Annotated in this window: 9 protein-coding genes; all 9 read left to right on the top strand. The window is 39.5% G+C overall.

Annotated features, from left to right (window positions below; translation table 11 throughout):
* Positions 1-53 precede the first annotated feature (53 nt).
* The 9 genes from BW951_RS20290 (at position 54) to araA (ending at position 18,684) form a co-directional block, all read left to right on the top strand.
* The gene (locus BW951_RS20290) at positions 54-1,421 is read left to right on the top strand and encodes a glycoside hydrolase family 43 protein (protein ID WP_076396166.1); all 1,368 of its coding nucleotides are present in this window, start codon (positions 54-56) and stop codon (positions 1,419-1,421) included.
* A 2-nt stretch (positions 1,422-1,423) separates the two neighbouring features.
* A complete protein-coding gene (locus BW951_RS20285) occupies positions 1,424-3,361 on the top strand; it encodes a glycoside hydrolase family 97 protein (protein WP_076396164.1) in 1,938 nt (645 codons plus the stop codon).
* Between the two features lie 243 nt (positions 3,362-3,604).
* Positions 3,605-6,127 carry a glycosyl hydrolase 115 family protein gene (locus BW951_RS20280; protein ID WP_076396162.1) on the top strand — a complete coding sequence of 841 codons (2,523 nt, stop codon included), beginning with the start codon at positions 3,605-3,607 and terminating at the stop codon, positions 6,125-6,127.
* A gap of 262 nt (positions 6,128-6,389) precedes the next feature.
* Positions 6,390-9,119 (top strand): T9SS type A sorting domain-containing protein, encoded by a 2,730-nt coding sequence (locus tag BW951_RS20275; RefSeq protein ID WP_076396160.1) that lies wholly within the window; start codon positions 6,390-6,392, stop codon positions 9,117-9,119.
* A 200-nt stretch (positions 9,120-9,319) separates the two neighbouring features.
* Entirely contained in the window at positions 9,320-11,956 is a 2,637-nt protein-coding gene (locus BW951_RS20270; RefSeq protein WP_076396158.1) for a beta-glucosidase, read from the top strand.
* A gap of 46 nt (positions 11,957-12,002) precedes the next feature.
* Entirely contained in the window at positions 12,003-13,985 is a 1,983-nt protein-coding gene (locus BW951_RS20265; RefSeq protein WP_076396156.1) for an alpha-L-arabinofuranosidase C-terminal domain-containing protein, read from the top strand.
* A 218-nt stretch (positions 13,986-14,203) separates the two neighbouring features.
* Positions 14,204-15,901, top strand: coding sequence for a ribulokinase (locus tag BW951_RS20260; protein ID WP_076396154.1), 1,698 nt, complete (start codon positions 14,204-14,206; stop codon positions 15,899-15,901).
* A 362-nt stretch (positions 15,902-16,263) separates the two neighbouring features.
* Positions 16,264-16,962, top strand: a complete 699-nt coding sequence (locus tag BW951_RS20255; RefSeq protein WP_076396153.1) for an L-ribulose-5-phosphate 4-epimerase — start codon at positions 16,264-16,266, stop codon at positions 16,960-16,962.
* Between the two features lie 225 nt (positions 16,963-17,187).
* Entirely contained in the window at positions 17,188-18,684 is a 1,497-nt protein-coding gene (gene araA, locus BW951_RS20250; protein ID WP_076396151.1) for an L-arabinose isomerase, read from the top strand.
* Positions 18,685-18,699: the final 15 nt, after the last annotated feature.

The raw sequence follows: 18,699 nt of genomic DNA, 5'->3' as shown, positions 1-18,699 counted from the left end.
GTTCCCCATGATGATATCAGAATTAAAAATTTTTATTCCAAAGTCATTAAAATATGAAAAAAATAATACTCAATCTCTGTCTGGTAGGCTTTTCGGGAATATTATATTCGCAGAATCCCATTATTCAGACCAGCTATACTGCCGATCCGGCTCCGATGGTGTACAACGACAGGCTTTACGTTTACACAACCCATGATGAAGATGATTCCACATGGTTTACGATGAACGACTGGAAAGTCTATTCCACCAACGATATGGTGAACTGGACCGATTATGGAACCATTCTTTCCTACAGCGATTTCGACTGGGCAAAACGTGATGCGTGGGCGGCACAGTGCGTGGAAAGAAACGGTAAATTTTTTATATACGTTCCGATGTGGTCTAAAACCAATAATAAAGGAGCGATTGGTGTTGCGGTGGGAGACAGTCCGTTCGGGCCGTTTCATGATCCGCTTGGAAAACCTCTTGTGCAAAGCGAATGGGGCGACATCGATCCGACGGTTTTTATTGATGACGACGGACAGGCGCATATGTACTGGGGAAATCCGAAACTCAAATATGTAAAGCTAAATCAGGACATGATTTCTTACTCCGGCGAGATTGTTGAAGTTCCCATGACAGCAGAATCTTTCGGGAAAAGAGACGGAAAAGAAAATCCTGAAAGACCGACGAAATATGAAGAAGGACCTTGGTTATATAAAAGAAAAGATCTGTATTATCTCTTCTGGCCGGGCGGACCGCTTCCGGAATTCATAGGCTACTCCACAAGCAAAAGCGCAAAAGGACCATGGAAATACGGCGGAATTGTAATGCCAGCCGAAGGAAAATCGTTCACCAATCATCCCGGAATTGTTGATTTCAGAGGAAAAACCTATTTCTTTTATCACAACGGTGCTTTGCCGGGAGGAAGCGGATTTACAAGATCCGTAAGTGTGGAGGAACTCAGTTTTAATAAAGACGGTTCGGTTGTACCCATCAAAATGACGAATGGAATTTCCAAAGCCATTGCAGCCATTAATCCTTACTCATTTAATCAGGCGGAAACAATTGCATGGTCTGAAAATGTAAAATCTTATCAGAACAAAGCAGCAGGGGTTTTTATCAAAGCAAAAAAAAGCGGCGCTTACACCAGTGTGAAAAATGTGGATTTTGGCAGAAAAGGTGCCACTACATTTTCAGCAAGAGTGGGAACAACACACAACACTGACGTGACAATGGATGTTCGTCTGGACGGTATTAACGGACCATTGGTGACCACGGTAAAAGTCCCTTTAACCGGCGGAGACGACCGTTGGGAAACCGTGAAAACAGAACTGAAGGAAAAAATTACCGGCGTTCACGATGTGTACTTTGTATTTAATGGAAAAGTACCTAAAGATATTATGTTTTTCGATTATTGGACTTTTCTTGAAAATAACTGATTATGATTAAAATATTCTACCTATCCATATTGTTGTTCCTCACCGGAATTTCAGGTTTTGCACAGGTCGCAGAAATCTCAAGTCCCGATGGAAAATTAAAATTAAATGTCTTTGCTGAAAACGGAAAAGCTCTTTACAATCTTAGTTTTCAGGGAAAAATAATGTTGGAAAAATCACCTTTAGGTCTAATTACCAATGAATCTGATTTTTCTGAAAATTTGAAATTCGTCGACAACAAAAAAGATAAAATTTCTAAAAATTATACCAACGAAAAAATTAAAAAATCACAAGTCAGTTATACGGCAAATACTTTAATAGTCAATTTTACCAATGCAGATAACTTTAATATTGGGATTGAATTTCAGTTGAGCAATAACAATCTGGCTTTCAGATATGAAATTCAGCCTATGAAAGACCGTCTGAGCGCGGTCGTACAGTCAGAAACTACAGGTTACAGATTCCCGGCTCAAACCACAACTTTCCTTTCTCCAATGATGAAACCGATGACAGGTTTTGCCAGAACGGCACCAAGCTACGAAAGTGGTTATAAAGCTGATGCAGAATTAGGAATAAAATCTGATTATGGTTACGTTTTTCCAGGATTTTTTCATGTCGGAAACGATGGATGGATTTTATTGTCCGAAACTGGTGTAAACAGTCTCTACTGCGCTTCTCATTTGGATACAACCCCAGAAAAAAATCTTTATCGGATAGCTTACCCGAATAAGGCTGAAAACAATGGATTCGGAAGTACAGGAGCATCCATTTCACTTCCCGGAAAAACACCTTGGAGAACCATCACCATTGGCGATTCTTTAAAACCGATTGTGGAAACAACGATTCCTTTTGATGTTGTGGAACCAATGTATGAACCCTCACAGAAATATACTTTCGGAAGATCAACCTGGAGCTGGATTTTGTGGCAGGACAACAGCATGAATTATGAAGATCAAAGCCTTTTTATCGATTTGGCATCAGAAATGGGGTATGAATACATTCTGATCGATGCGCTTTGGGACAAAAACATCGGCAAAGAAAGAATGAAAGATCTCATTCAATATGCCAGATCCAAAAATGTAGGCGTATTGCTTTGGTACAATTCCAACGGTGCTTCCAATGATGCGCCGATGGGACCGAGAAACAAAATGAGTTCCTCCATAGAACGCAAAAAAGAAATGAAATGGCTGAAAGAAGCAGGTGTACAAGGGCTGAAAGTCGATTTTTTCGGTGGCGATAAGCAGGAAACAATGCGTCTGTATGAAGACATCCTTTCCGATGCCAATGATTTTGGGTTAAAGATTATTTTTCACGGAGCAACATTACCGAGAGGCTGGGAAGTAATGTACCCAAATTATGCCGGAAGCGAAGCTGTTTTAGCATCCGAAATGCTCTATTTTTCCGAAGACATCCGCAAGCAGGAAGCTTTTTTCGCCTCGCTGCATCCCTTCATCAGAAATACGGTCGGAAGTATGGAGTTTGGCGGGACTTTTCTCAATAAATATTTATCGAAATCCAACAAAGACAAAAATAAAAGATACACAACAGACGGTTTTCAGTTGGCAACGGCGGTTCTGTTTCAGAATCCGGTTCAGATGTTTGGAGTAACACCGAACAATCTGAACGATGCCCCAAAATTTCAGCTTGATTTTATGAAGGAAATTCCCACACTTTGGGATGAAACGGTTTTTGTAGACGGTTATCCCGGAAAATATTCCGTGATCGCAAGAAGACATCAGAATCAATGGTATGTTGCCGGAATTAATGCAGAAAAAACGGTAAAAAAATTGAAAATCAGTCTTCCTGTGTTTGCCGGAAAAACGGTGAAATTCATCAACGACGATGCTCACGGAAATTCATCGGAAAAAGAAGTGAAAGTGAATGCAAAAGGTAATTTTAGTGTGGAAATTCAGCCAAACGGAGGATTTGTTTTGAGAAATTAATTGGTTTTGGGCAGCTTTTTCCGCCTTCCACTCCCGCTTTTTTGCCTCCGCTTTGCTGCGGCAAAAAGAGCTCCGTTCAAGTCGGGCTGCGAAGAGATTCGCTGCACTCAAAGAATCCGAAGGATTCAATATCAATAGCCATAGGTACAAACCTATGGAAAGAAATATGAATAAAATCCGAACCCTGAAAGGGTTCAATTTAATAAGCCATTCAAATTTTATTTAAATAGAAAATAAAAGATTATGAATCAGATAAAAATATTTTTTCTCGTCATGGTATTCGGATGCTGTTTACAGCTCAATGCAACAGAACCTTTCATCAGCACAGAAAAAAATGCGGAAACAATCGTATTGAAAGAAAAATCAGTTAGCCTTTCGATTCTTATCAGTTCCGGAATAGATACAGGAATTTTGAAAGCAGTTAAAAATCTGCAGTCCGATTTTCAGAAAGTAACAGGAAGTGAACCCAATATATTGAATCAGGTTTCGGAAATGAATTCTCCTTTAATCATCATCGGGACAGTCGGAACAAAATCTGTAATTGATGATCTCATTAAACAGAAAAAAATTGATGGAAAATCTTTAACAGGGAAAAATGAAAAATACATCATTCAGAATGTAAGCCATCCATTTCCCGGCGTTTCTGAAGCAATCGTCATTGCCGGAAGCGACAAAAGAGGAACCATTTACGGCATCTACGAAATGTCTCAGCAAATCGGGGTTTCGCCATGGTATTACTGGGCAGATGTTCCGGTTGAGAAAAAAGAAAATGTATACTTCAAAAAAGGAATGTATACAGACGGAGAGCCCGCAGTAGAATACCGTGGTATTTTTCTGAATGATGAAGAACCTTCATTGGGAGGATGGGCAAGAGCAACTTTTGGAGGAATCAATTCTAAATTTTACGAAAAAGTTTTTGAGCTGATTTTAAGGCTGAAAGGAAATTACATCTGGCCTGCCATGTGGGGAAAAGCTTTCTATGGCGATGATCCTTTAAACGGATCTTTAGCCGATGAAATGGGAATTGTTATGGGAACTTCGCATCATGAACCAATGGCTCAGGCTCAGACCGATTGGCATCGGTATATTAAGAAGAATAATTTACCGAATGTCTGGGATTATTCCAAAAATGAAAAAGTTTTGCAGGAATTTTGGAAATTGGGGCTTGAAAGAAGTAAAAACTGGGAAAAATTAGTAACAGTCGGAATGCGCGGCGATGGTGATGAAGCGATGGGAGAGGGAACGAATATCTCCCTTCTCGAAAAAGTAGTGAAAAACCAACGAAAAATCATCGCTGAGGTGACCGGTAAAAAAGTAGAAAAAACACCGCAGGTTTGGGCTTTGTACAAAGAAGTTCAGGAGTATTATGACAAAGGAATGCGGGTTCCGGATGATGTAATTCTATTATTCTGTGATGATAACTGGGGCAATGTGAGAAAACTTCCCGATCTTTCAAAACCTTTACACAAAGGCGGTTACGGGATGTATTACCACTTCGATTATGTAGGCGGACCGAGAAATTCAAAATGGATCAATATCAATCCGATTCAAAGAGTTTGGGAACAGATGAATCTTTCCTACGAACATAAAGTGGATAAAGTTTGGGTGGTAAATGTCGGAGATTTGAAACCGATGGAATTTCCCATCAGTTTTTTCCTTGAAATGGCCTGGAATCCGAAGCAGTTCAATTCAAAAAATCTTTTAGAATATACCGAAAGATGGTCAGCACAGCAGTTTGGTGAAAAGCACGCCAAAGAAATTGCGAGAATGATTAATCTGTATGCGAAATACAACCGTCGCGTTACACCCGAAACACTGGACAGCAAAACATACAGTCTTGAAAACTACCATGAATTCGAAACTGTTTTAAATGATTACAGAGCATTGGCTGTTGATGCATTGCGCCTGAAAGAACAGATCCCTGCAGAATATCAGGATGCCTATTATCAGTTAGTTCTTTATCCCATTGATGCATGCAGTAATTTGTATGAAATGTATTATGCCATTGCCAAAAACAAGGAATTGGCTGCCAGATACGATTTAAAAGCAAATTATTTTGCGGACAAGGTAAAAGAATGCTTTGAGAGAAATGCATATCTGGATCATAAATACAATAATGAAATTGCCGGTGGGAAATGGAAACACATGATGGATCAGATGAGAATAGGATACAAAACCTGGGCAGACGGAAAAGAAAATATAATGCCTGAAGTAACCTATGTATATGATGATAACGCTTCCAAAGAAAAAATATTTCAGGAGAAAAATGGCTATATTTCGATAGAAGCGGAAAATTTTGCGAGAACCAGCCATTCAGACCGAATTCATTGGGAAGTGATTCCGGATTTTGGGAAAACTAAATCCGGCGTGACTACCTTTCCACAGAATGCCTATCCAAAAGCGGATGAAAATATTTATCTGGAATATGATATGAATTTTGAATCCAAAGGTGAATTCGAAGTCCAGTTGTTATTGGCGCCGACTTTGAATTTTAATCACAATAAAGGATTGCGTTATGAGATTTCCTTTGATGGCGGAACGCCGCAGATAGTTAATTTCAATGGTCATTACAGAGGCGAATTGGGAAGATGGCAATCCGAACATATTATTAAATCTGCAACGAGACACCAGATTTCACAACCCGGAAAACATACGCTGCGATTCAGAGTTCTTGAGCCGGGAATCGTTCTTGAAAAAATACTGATCGATACGGGAGGTTTACAGCCTTCTTATCTGGGGGCACCCGAAAGTGAAATTCTTCACTGAAAATCAGCAAATAGTAATAACAATCAATGCTTTGCTTATGAAACATTAATCTAATTTATCATTCTCTTTCTTTAAATATTGTTTTCAGCAAATATAGGACAAGGAAAACAGCAGAAGCTTTGTAACAAAACTTTATTTAAAATCCGCTGCCTGATACAGTTCAGGGAATTTTCTTGATGGTTTTTCAATAATAAACCGTCTTGAAGGGGATTGTTTATTCCATACTTTACTGAAAAATGATCAAAATTAAAACTAAAACATTATGAAAAAACGTTTAAACTTTTTAGCAATTCAATCTGTTTTTCTGCTTTTTAGCTGTTTTTTTTACGGACAGCTTACCACCGTTAAAATCGATAAAAATACCTCGTATCAGAAAATAAAAGGATTCGGAGGATTTGTCTGCAGTCCGCAGTTCGCTTACAATCACATGACGACTTCCGAAATTCAGACGCTTTGGGGATCAGGAAGCGAAGGAGGCTATAATATCATGAGGCTTTATATTCCGGAAGACAGCAACAACTGGAGCGCTGTATTACCAACGGCACAGTTGGCAAAATCAATAGGGCTTACCATTTTCGCAAGTCCGTGGACGATGCCTGCAGCCTGGAAAACCAATAACCATGTGAATGCCGTGTATACAGACGCCAACGGAGTCCAGCAGATCGGATATTTAAAGCCTGAAAATTATCAGGATTATGCATTGTATCTCAACAGTTTCGTTACCTATTTACAAACAAATGGAGTGGATCTGGATTATATTTCTATTCAGAATGAACCGGACGAAATGGCTCAATATCAGGGATGTATCTGGACTCCTACTCAGATAGCGACTTTTGTAAAAGATTACGGGCATCTCATCAACTGCAAAGTGATTGCACCGGAAAGTGTAGGCTTTACCGATAATTTTGCCAATGCAATGTTGAATACTGCTACTATGGCAAATTTTGAAGTTTACGGAGGGCATCAGTACGGATTAATGCAGTCGGCTTACAAACAGTTCCAGAATTACAATAAAGAAATCTGGCAGACAGAATATCTGATTAATTGGAACTCAGGCAGCCAGACTCCGCGTGATTTTAGCTGGAACCTTGATGCTTTTAACTTTGCTTCAAGCATCAATAATTCCATGCTCGGAAATATCAATGCGTGGATTCATTATGCTTCAAAAAGATATTACGGATTAATGGGCGACGGAACCTACGGAACACCAACAGGAGTGATGTCTAAAAGAGGTTATATCCTTTCCCATTATGCAAAATACGTAACAGGAAAAACAAGAATTGATGCCAAATGGGAAGATAAAACCGGAGCTTTACAGGGATCTTCCTATATTTCCGCAGATGGTAACCAGATTGTTTTGATGGTCATTAATTCTTCTGCCAATACTTATAATCTGAAGGTCGATCTGCCTTTTTATACCACATCGGGAACAAAAGTACTCACAAATGCTTCTTCCAATATGGTGACCACGCCGATTTCATTCAGTACACCCACTTTCCGTCCCGGAGCGGATATCGCTCCATCCAGCGTCATGACTTTCGTATTCAATAAAAGTGGCGACAGACCGGTTTCTCTGATGACAGGCGGAAATATCCATTACAATAAAATCGAGACACAAACAACCACCAATTCCGCTTTCGGAACTGCTTTTAACATCAGTAATACAACGGTAACATTTTCCAATCCAAGTCCTTTGATCAGTAATAATATGACTGCTTCAAACGGTTATCTTCAGTTGAATGACAGATACAACAAGCTGATTTTACACGTTAACAGTTACACTACAGCCGGACAGAGCTATTCAGATAATACGACTCTGTATTATATCAACAGTCAGGGTATTGCAAAATCTTTCAACTACGGAAGGATCAATTTTCCGACAGGAGGAAATTTTGATATTACCCTCGATATTTCGAGACAGGTGCTTTCCGACGGTTGCAAAGGAATTTTAGGACTTAGAAATTCAAATTATAGTTCCGTTCTTACCTTAAATTTAGGAGATGTTTATTTTAATATAGGCAACGAAATTGCTTTAAAATTTGGCGGAACCTATTCAGACAACGACAGCAATCTAATGGACGCATTGGAAAACGGCTACTTTACCTCACTGGATTTCAGGACAACTGCAGGAATTACCCCTTCAAATAACTGGCAGCCTCTAAGCGTAAATTCAAATAACATTTTTTATGTGAATTCTAATGTAAATTCTACCTCAAACAATGTAATTTCCGGAACAGCTTGTTCCAGCCTTGTCCTTTCAGATTTGGGCAAAGATTTTCAGGTTCCGTTTAATTTCAGCACGACATCAGCTTCTTACAGCAGAACTTTTAACGGGTATGAAACTTTGCTGTTACCTTTTGAAGCCAATATTCCTTCAGGAGTAGCGGTATATCTTATGTCGCCGGGCGCAACAGCAGTTTCGGGAACCCAGATTTCTGGCGGAACAATTCCTGCCAATACTCCGGTACTTGTGAATGCGACAGGAAACTATACTTTTACAGGGACAGGTAACGTTTCTACACCAAAAGCCATTACCGTAAATCAGATGAACGGAGTATATCATACCATAAAAGTTCCGGCTAATAGTTATGTCTTGAAAACAGAAGGCGGAGTAACAGGATTTTACAAAGTTGTTGCAGGAAACGAGCCGATGATTAATCCTTTCAGAGCATATCTTACCGAAGAAAATCTGTATTCCGCAAATATGCTTCCTCTAAATTTCTCAGTATTGGCTGCACAGGAAAACAGTCTGCAGAAAGATGCAATAAAGCTTTATCCTAATCCTGCAAAAACGGAAATTTTTGTTGAATTAAAAACTCAGGATGCAACGGCTAAAATTTATGATGCAAGAGGGGGCTTGGTAAAATCGGGATTGAAAATGAATGCCGGAAAAAATCGTATCGGAATCAGCAACTTTTCTGCAGGAACCTATTTTATTGAAATTTCATCCGGAAACCAGAAAATAGGATCACAGAAATTTATTAAACAATAATCTGTATATCAGTTAATTTCATTCAAAGCCATCATCAGTATAATATTTTGATGGCTTTGTTTTCTCCGATAAAAAAATAATAAGTGTTTTTTTTACATTTATTTAACGGAGAATCTTATATTTGTTTTCATTACAAAATTCTTAATTGGATGATGTAATAATTAAAGATTTCTAATCATAAAATATTTTGTTTTGATTAAATGAAAAAACTCCTGTTCAATATATCAATCGTCATCTCTGCTTTCTCGTACACACAGAATTTAAAATACCCTTTCCAAAACCCTGATCTTCCGGTAGAACAAAGAATCGAAAATCTGCTCGGGTTATTAACGGTTGATGAAAAAATCGGAATGATGATGGATAATTCCAAAGCAGTTCCCAGGCTGGAAATTCCCGGTTATGGTTGGTGGAACGAGGCGCTTCACGGTGTTGCAAGAGCAGGAACCGCAACGGTTTTTCCTCAGGCAATCGGAATGGCAGCAGCGTGGGATGTTCCGGAACATTTTAAAACTTTTGAAATGATTTCCGACGAAGCGAGAGCAAAATACAACAGATCTTTTGATGAGTCTCAAAAAACCGGACGTTATGAAGGTTTGACGTTCTGGACTCCGAATATTAATATTTTCCGTGATCCGAGATGGGGAAGAGGTCAGGAAACCTATGGCGAAGATCCTTATCTGACTTCTGTACTGGGCGTTGCAGCCGTAAAAGGTCTTCAGGGAAATGATCCGAAATATTTTAAAACCCATGCCTGCGCAAAACACTTCGCTGTACACAGCGGTCCCGAATGGAACAGGCATTCGTACAACGCAGAAGTTTCCAGACGAGATTTGTATGAAACTTATCTTCCGGCTTTCAAAGCCTTGGTTTTAGAAGGAAATGTAAGGGAAGTGATGTGTGCTTACAATGCGTTCGATGGTCAGCCTTGCTGTGCGAACAATACTTTATTGACAGAAATTCTCCGCGGAAAATGGAACTACGACGGAATGGTCGTTTCCGATTGCTGGGCATTGGCGGATTTCTATCAGAAACAATACCACGGAACACATCCCGATGAGAAAAGCACCGCTGCAGATGCCCTGAAACACTCCACGGATTTAGAATGTGGCGACACCTACAATAATTTAAACAAATCTTTAGCAAGCGGATTGATTACAGAAAAAGACTTGGATGTTTCTATGCGCAGAATTCTGAAAGGTTGGTTTGAGCTCGGAATGCTCGATCCAAAAGCTTCTGTTCACTGGAACTCCATTCCATATTCGGTTGTGGATTCTGAGGAGCATCAAAAACAGGCTTTAAAAATGGCTCATAAATCAATTGTATTGATGAAAAATGAGAAGAATGTTTTGCCTTTGAATAAAAACATCAAAAAAATCGCAGTCGTTGGTCCAAATGCAGATGACGGACTGATGCAGTTGGGAAATTATAACGGAACACCTTCATCTATTGTAACAATTTTAGATGGAATTAAAAACAAATTTCCAAATGCTGAAATTATTTATGAAAAAGGAACCGAAGTTGCTGATCCATCTTCCAGAACTTCGCTTTATCAGAATTTTTTAAGCCGGAAAAACGGCGAAAAAGGAATGAAAGTAGCATTTTTCAACAATAATGAATTCAAAGGAACTCCGGCTAATATTTCAGTCAATAAAAGCGGAATCAATTACAACAGTTTTGGCGGAACCCAGCTTGCTCCCAATGTGGGAAGGGAAAATACATCGGCAATTATTTCCGGCGTTTTCAAAAGTTCTTACACCGGCGATGTCATTTTTTCACCTTCCACATCAGATATTTACACACTTTTTGTTGACGGAAAAGAAATTGCCACAAGAAAAGGTCCCGATGCAAGGCATCCTTCTGAATTTCCTATACAAATGGAAAAAGGCAGAGAATATCAAATTGAATTACGTCACACCCAAAAAGGAAAATATGTAAGCATCACTTTCGATGTATACAGAAAAGATCCGGTCAATTTTGCTGCCGTTCGGGAAAAAGTGAAAGATGCAGAGGTCATTATTTTTGCGGGTGGACTTTCGCCAAGTCTGGAAGGTGAAGAAATGATGGTGAATGCAGAAGGCTTCAAAGGAGGCGATAAAACGTCCATTGATTTACCGAAAGTTCAGCGTGATTTATTAGCTGAATTGCGCAAGACAGGAAAACCAGTCGTTTTTGTGCTTTGTACAGGAAGTTCATTAGGTTTAGCGCAGGACGAAAAAAATTATGATGCTTTACTGAATGCATGGTATGGCGGACAATCGGGCGGAACGGCGGTTGCAGATGTTCTGGCGGGAGATTACAATCCGGCGGGAAGATTGCCGGTTACATTCTACAAAAATCTGGAACAGCTCGATAATAATCTTTCTAAAACAGCTAAACATAAGGGTTTTGAAAACTATGATATGCAGGGAAGAACCTACCGTTATATGACCGAAAAACCATTGTACACATTTGGACATGGGCTGAGTTATTCGGAGTTTGTTTATGGAAATGCTTATTTGGATAAAAATTCTCTCCAATCCAATGAAAATGTAACGATTACAGTTCCTGTCACCAATAATTCGGAAAGAGATGGTGAGGAAGTGATTCAGGTGTATGTGAAAAGAAATAATGATGCTTTGGCGCCAGTAAAGACTTTACGGTCATTTGAAAGAACCCTGATTAAATCTAAAGAAACAAAAAATATCCGGTTAACTATTTCTAATGATTCTTTCAAATTTTATGATGAAAAAGTGGATGATCTGGCTCCAAAAGCAGGAGATTATACCATTTTCTACGGCGGAACTTCTCATGAATCCGGGTTAAAAAGCCTTGCGATAAAAGTCAATAATCAGCCATAAAACCTATAAGGTTTATCAATCAAAATTCAACTTTTCAACTCAAAAAATGAAAACGAAAACCAAAATATTCGTCACCGCATTTTCTCTAAGCATAGCTTTCCTTTCAGCACAAAATGGGAAGGTTAAAAAGCACGTTCTCGATTTGGACGGAACCTCAACCAACATCAAAATCCAGCCAACGATGTACGGAATTTTCTTCGAGGACATCAACTTTGCAGCAGACGGAGGATTGTATGCAGAATTAATTAAAAACCGAAGTTTCGAATTTGATGAACCTTTGACAGGCTGGAAGCAATCCAATACCAAAACGCTTTCACCCAACTTGGATTCCGGATTTTTGACAATTATAACCGACAAATCCAAAACCAATAAAAATTTCGCAAGAATCACCGTTTGGAACGACGAAAATTATGTACTTGAAAACGAAGGTTTCCGGGGAATTGGATTGCATCAGGGTGAAAAGTATGATTTTAGTTTCAATTTAGAAAACGTTTCAGGAAATATTTCTGCGGTCAATACAAAACTGATTGATGAAAACGGAATGGTGATTTCTTCTGTCTCATCCATAATCAAGGGAGCAGGATGGCAAAAATATAGCACCGTTTTTATACCTTCCAAAACCATTGAAAAGGCTAAACTTCAAATCACTTTTACAGGGAAGGGCGTTGTGAATATGGATATGATTTCTCTTTTTCCGCAAAACACATGGAAAGGAAGAAAAGGCGGTTTACGGAAGGATTTGGTTCAGAAATTATATGATTTACAACCCGGGTTTTTACGTTTTCCCGGCGGATGTATTGTTGAAGGTCGAACGTTGGCAGAACGTTATCAATGGAAAAAAACAATCGGAAAAGTGGAAGACCGTGAAAATTTGATTAATAAGTGGAACAATGGTTTTGCTCATCGTTTAACTCCGGATTACTGGCAGTCTTTCGGTCTTGGCTTTTTCGAATATTTCCAGTTGGCGGAAGATCTGGGAGCTGAGCCGCTTCCGATTCTGAGTTGCGGAATGGCATGCCAGTTCAACACGGCAGAACTTGTAAAAATGGAAGATTTAGATCCTTATGTTCAGGATGCTTTAGATTTAATTGAATTTGCAAACGGAGATTCCAATACGAAATGGGGTAAAATCCGTACTGAAATGGGACATTCGAAACCTTTTAACATGAAATTCATCGGTGTAGGAAACGAACAATGGGGAGCAGATTATATAGAACGGTACAAAGTTTTTGAAAAAGCAATTCACACCAAATATCCTGATATTAAAATTATTTCTGGAAGCGGACCGTCTCCCGATGGCGAATTTTTCGATTACGGCTGGAAAGAACTTAAAAAACTGAATGCGCAGGTTGTGGATGAGCATTATTATAATTCTCCGGAATGGTTTATGAAAAACGCCGGAAGATATGATGAATACGACCGTTCAGGACCTAAGGTTTTTGCCGGGGAATACGCCGCACAATCGGTGGGTGTTGTAATGCCGGACAATAAAAACAACTGGTTGACCGCACTTTCCGAAGCCGCTTTTATGACTGGATTGGAACGCAATGCAGATGTTGTAACCATGACTTCCTACGCACCGCTTTTCGCTCACGCAGACGGTTGGCAATGGACGCCCGATTTAATCTGGTTTAATAATCTCACATCTTATGCAACTCCCAATTATTATGTTCAGAAATTATTTTCAAACAATAAAGGAACAGATTTAATTAAAATTTCCGAGAACGGAAAGCCGATGAAGGGCGAAAACCATCTTTATGCATCCGCCGTACATGACCTTGAAAAAAATGAAACAATCATTAAAATTGTTAGTACGGATGATGAAAAAATTTCAGTTGAAATCAATCCCAAAAACATTAAACGTGCCAGTAAGCTCACCAAAATCTTACTGACTTCATCAGGACTTTCCGATGAAAATAACTTTCAAACGGAGACCATCACACCCAAAGAAGAAACGCAGACCATTAAAAAGGGAAAATTTTCAGTAGAAATTCCGGCAAATTCTCTCGTTATTTTAAAGCTTAAATAGCTCCAAATCCACATCAATAAAAGAAAATTTAAAATTAAGTGTAAATATTACATTTATTTAAAATAGAATCTTATATTTGTTTTATCTCTTCAATAAAAAACAGGAGAATTTGTTAAGGTAAATGAAATCTTAAAAGGAAATCTTTGCATAATGTAATCCAATACATCCGTTATTTTAAAAAAGAGCCAAAACTATAATCAAATAAATCACTTTCGTTAATGAAAAAGTACGTTATCGGCTTAGACTATGGAACAGATTCTGTTCGCGCCGTTTTGATTGATACTGAAAGCGGGGCAGAATTGGCAGCTTCCGTAAGCTACTATCAAAGATGGAAAAAAGGCAGGTTCTGCAGACCGGAAAACAATCAATTTCGTCAGCATCCGCTGGATCACATCGAAGGACTGGAAAAAACCGTTTCCGATGTCGTGAAAGAAAGTGGAGTTGCACCCGAAAATATTGTCAGCATTTGTATTGATACTACGGGTTCTTCACCCCTTCCAGTAAATAAAGATGGAATTGCCTTATCCCTTTTGCCCGAATTTTCAGAAAATCCCAATGCAATGATGGTATTATGGAAAGACCATACTTCCATCCGTGAAGCTGAAGAAATCAATGATCTGGCGAAAAATTGGGGTGGCGAAGATTATACAAAATTTGAAGGCGGAATTTATTCCTCAGAATGGTTTTGGGCAAAAATTCTTCATATCAACAGAGAAGATGAAGCCGTAAAAAACGCAGCGTACAGTTGGATGGAACATTGTGATTACCTTACGTTTCTGCTTTCCGATCATCAGGATTTAGCAACATTCAGAAGAAGCCGTTGTGCAGCCGGACATAAAGCAATGTGGCACGAGTCGTGGAAAGGACTTCCTTCCAAAGAATTTCTTGGTCAATTAGATTCGTCATTGGCAGAACTTCGCGATAGATTATATGATAAAACCTATACTTCCAACAAAGTTGCCGGAAATCTGAACGAAGAATGGGCGGCAAAATTAGGCTTAACGATCAATACAGTCATTGCTGTCGGAACTTTCGATGCACATTCCGGAGCAATAGGTGCAAAAGTAGAAGAGAACACGCTCATCAGGATTATGGGAACATCCACTTGTGATATCATGGTGGCTCCCAATGAAATTATCGGCGACAGAACAGTAAAAGGAATTTGCGGACAGGTCGATGGTTCCGTCATTCCGGGATTAATGGGATTGGAAGCCGGGCAATCTGCATTCGGAGATGTTTTGGCGTGGTATAAAGATATTCTCACAGAACCGACAATCAATATTATAATGAACTCTGAAGCGATTGACGAAAACCAAAAACACTTACTGAAAGAAGAAATAGAAAAAAGCATGATTCGCAATCTCACTCTGGAAGCAGAAAAAATTCCTCTTTCGGAAACCGTTCCCATTGCGTTGGACTGGATCAACGGACGAAGAACACCGGATGCAAGTCAGGAACTGAAAATGGCGATCAGCAACCTTTCTTTGGGAACAAAAGCACCACATATTTTCAAAGCGTTGGTGAATGCCATTTGCTTTGGTTCCAAAAAAATTGTCGACCGCTTCGAAGATGAAGGCGTTAAAATCGATAAAGTCATAGGAATTGGCGGCGTTGCCAGAAAATCACCATTCATCATGCAGACTCTGGCAAATGTCCTGAATATGCCGATTGTTGTAGCTGCATCAGATCAGGCTCCGGCTTTAGGGGCAGCTATTTATGCCGCTGTTGCCGCAGGAATTTATCCCAACGTCCAGGAAGCAAGCCAAAAAATGGGCTCTGATTTCGAAGCTGAATACTTCCCGCAGAAAGAACATGTAGAACAATACGAAGAATTGATGCAGCACTATCAGATTTTAGCAGATTTCATCGAAAATAATATCAAATCTAAGAAAAAGTTGACGGTTGACAGTTTATAGTAATTAATTAGGTTTAAAAAAGCTCCGTTAGGAGCGTCCTGTTAATCGTAAATAATGTAAATATTATCATCACAAAAAGAGCCTCGTAGAGGCGACCTGTTAAATATTTACATTAATTAAAGAACGATCAACGATCAACCAAAAACCATCAACTAAAACAATCATGGCAGCTTTATCCATCTGTAGTTTATCCTGAGCTTGTCGAAGGGCTCCCAATCTTTTTCGCCAAGGCTTTTCCCTGTGCAGAAAAAGGATTTCCGCTTAAGCCGGGCTGCGATGGATACGTAGGAGAGAACCCGAAGGATTCAATAGGATTAGCCGTAGGTCAAACCTATGAATTTGAAAAAAATATGTAAATAAAAATGAGCATCTATAAAGAATTAAAACGAGAATGTTACGAAGCCAATATGCAGCTCGATGCCTTAAAATTGGTGGTCTACACATTCGGAAACGTAAGCGCCGTTGATCGTGACAAAGGAATTTTTGCCATCAAACCCAGCGGTGTTCCTTACGAATTACTGAAACCGGAAGATATGGTGATTTTAGATTATGACGCCAATGTGGTGGAAGGGAATTTAAGACCTTCTTCAGACACCAAAACCCATGCTTATCTTTATAAAAACTGGGAAAATGTCGGTGGCATTTCACATACACATTCTGTTTATTCAGTAGCTTGGGCACAGGCGCAGTTAGACATCCCGATTTTCGGGACAACGCACGCAGACCATCTTACAACAGACATTCCTTGTGCGCCCCCGATGCATGACGATTTAATCGAAGGCAATTATGAATATAATACCGGAATCCAGATTCTGGATTGTTTCAAGGAAAAAAAACTGTCTTATGAAGAAGTAGAAATGGTGCTCATCGGAAATCACGGACCGTTCACTTGGGGAAAAAATGCTGAAAAAGCTGTTTACAATAGCAAAGTTTTGGAAACCATCGCTGAAATGGCGTATCTCACCAAACAAATTAATCCGAACGTAACTCGTTTAAAAAATTCACTCATCAAAAAACATTACGAACGCAAACATGGCAAAAACGCTTATTACGGACAATAGTTTTGCTTTTGGCGAATGGCTTTTAGCTTTTGGAAATTGTCATCGTTCAATAGAAGACTGCGAACCCGAAGGGTTCAATATCAGTAGCCGTGGGTGAAACCTATGGAAAAAAACGCACAAATCCTACAGAATCCGGAGGATTCAATATTAATAGCCGTAGGTGAAACCTATGAAATAAATAAAATCAAATATCAATTATAAATCATCATTTATCAATCATCAAATATGTTAACACCTCTCAATACGAAAGAAATCTGGTTCATCACCGGAAGCCAGCATTTATACGGTCCTGAAACATTAGCACAGGTTGCGGAACATTCGGCAAAAATCGTGGAAGCGTTCAATGCTTCGTCACAGATTCCTGTAAAAGTCGTTTTAAAGCCAACCGTAAAAACAACGGAAGAAATTTTCGAAACATTAACGGCTGCCAATTTTGCAAAAAACTGTATCGGGATCGTAACGTGGATGCATACATTTTCCCCTGCAAAAATGTGGATTCGTGGTCTTACTGCATTACAAAAACCAATGTTGCACCTTCATACCCAGTTCAATCAGGATATTCCGTGGTCTACGATGGATATGGATTTCATGAACCTGAATCAGGCAGCGCATGGCGACCGTGAATTTGGATTTATGGTAAGCCGTCTTCGTAAAAACAGGAAAGTAGTGGTTGGACATTGGGCAGAGGAAAGAGTTCAGAAACAGATTGGGGAATGGAGTAGAGTTGCTGCTGGCTGGGACGATTGGCAGGGTGCAAAATTTGCCCGTTTCGGAGACAATATGAGATACGTTGCCGTGACAGACGGTGATAAAGTGGAAGCGGAAACCAAGTTTGGATTTTCTGTAAACACTTGGGGAATCGGAGATTTAGTAAGTGTTGTCAATTCAATTGGCGAAGGCGAAATCAAATCGTTGATCGAAGAATATGAAGCATCATACAAAATGGCAGAATCTCTTCTTTCCGGAGGAGCAAACAGAAAATCCCTCGAAGTTGCCGCAAGAATTGAACTAGGTTTGGAAAAATTCCTCAAAGACGGAAATTTCAAAGGATTCTCGGATACGTTCGAAGACCTTCACGGATTGGAGCAGCTTCCGGGAATTGCCGTTCAGAGATTAATGGAAAAAGGTTATGGATTTGCAGGAGAAGGCGACTGGAAAACTGCCGCTTTGGTTCGTGCGATGAAAACAATGGGACAGGATTTAGAAGGCGGAAATGCTTTTATGGAAGATTATACCTACCATTTGAATCCATCAAATCCATCGGTTCTGGGTTCGCATATGCTTGAAGTGGACCCTGTTTTGGCGGTTAACAAGCCTTCTTGTGAAATTCATCCACTCGGAATTGGCGGAAAAGCAGATCCTGTTCGTCTGGTTTTCAATTCAAGAGGAAATATCGATTCTTTAAATGCAGCTTTAATGGATTTCGGAAATCATTTCAGACTGCTAATCAACAAAACAAAAGCGTTGGAAATCACCGAGGAACTTCCTAAACTTCCTGTTGCAAGAGTGCTTTGGAAACCACTTCCGGACTTATACACGGCGGCTGAAGCATGGATTTTAGCAGGTGGAGCCCATCATACCTGTTACAGCGAAAATATCAGCGCAGAGCAGTTGGAAGATTTTGCGGAGATTGCAGGTATCGAATCATTAGTAATTGATGAAAATACAAAAATCCGAGATTTTAAGAACACGCTTCGCTGGAATGAAATATATTATCGTTAAACTTGCAAAACTTCT

Source organism: Chryseobacterium gambrini (genome assembly GCF_900156825.1).
GTDB classification, from domain to species: Bacteria; Bacteroidota; Bacteroidia; order Flavobacteriales; family Weeksellaceae; genus Chryseobacterium; species Chryseobacterium gambrini.
This window is presented reverse-complemented; position numbering and strand designations above follow the sequence as displayed.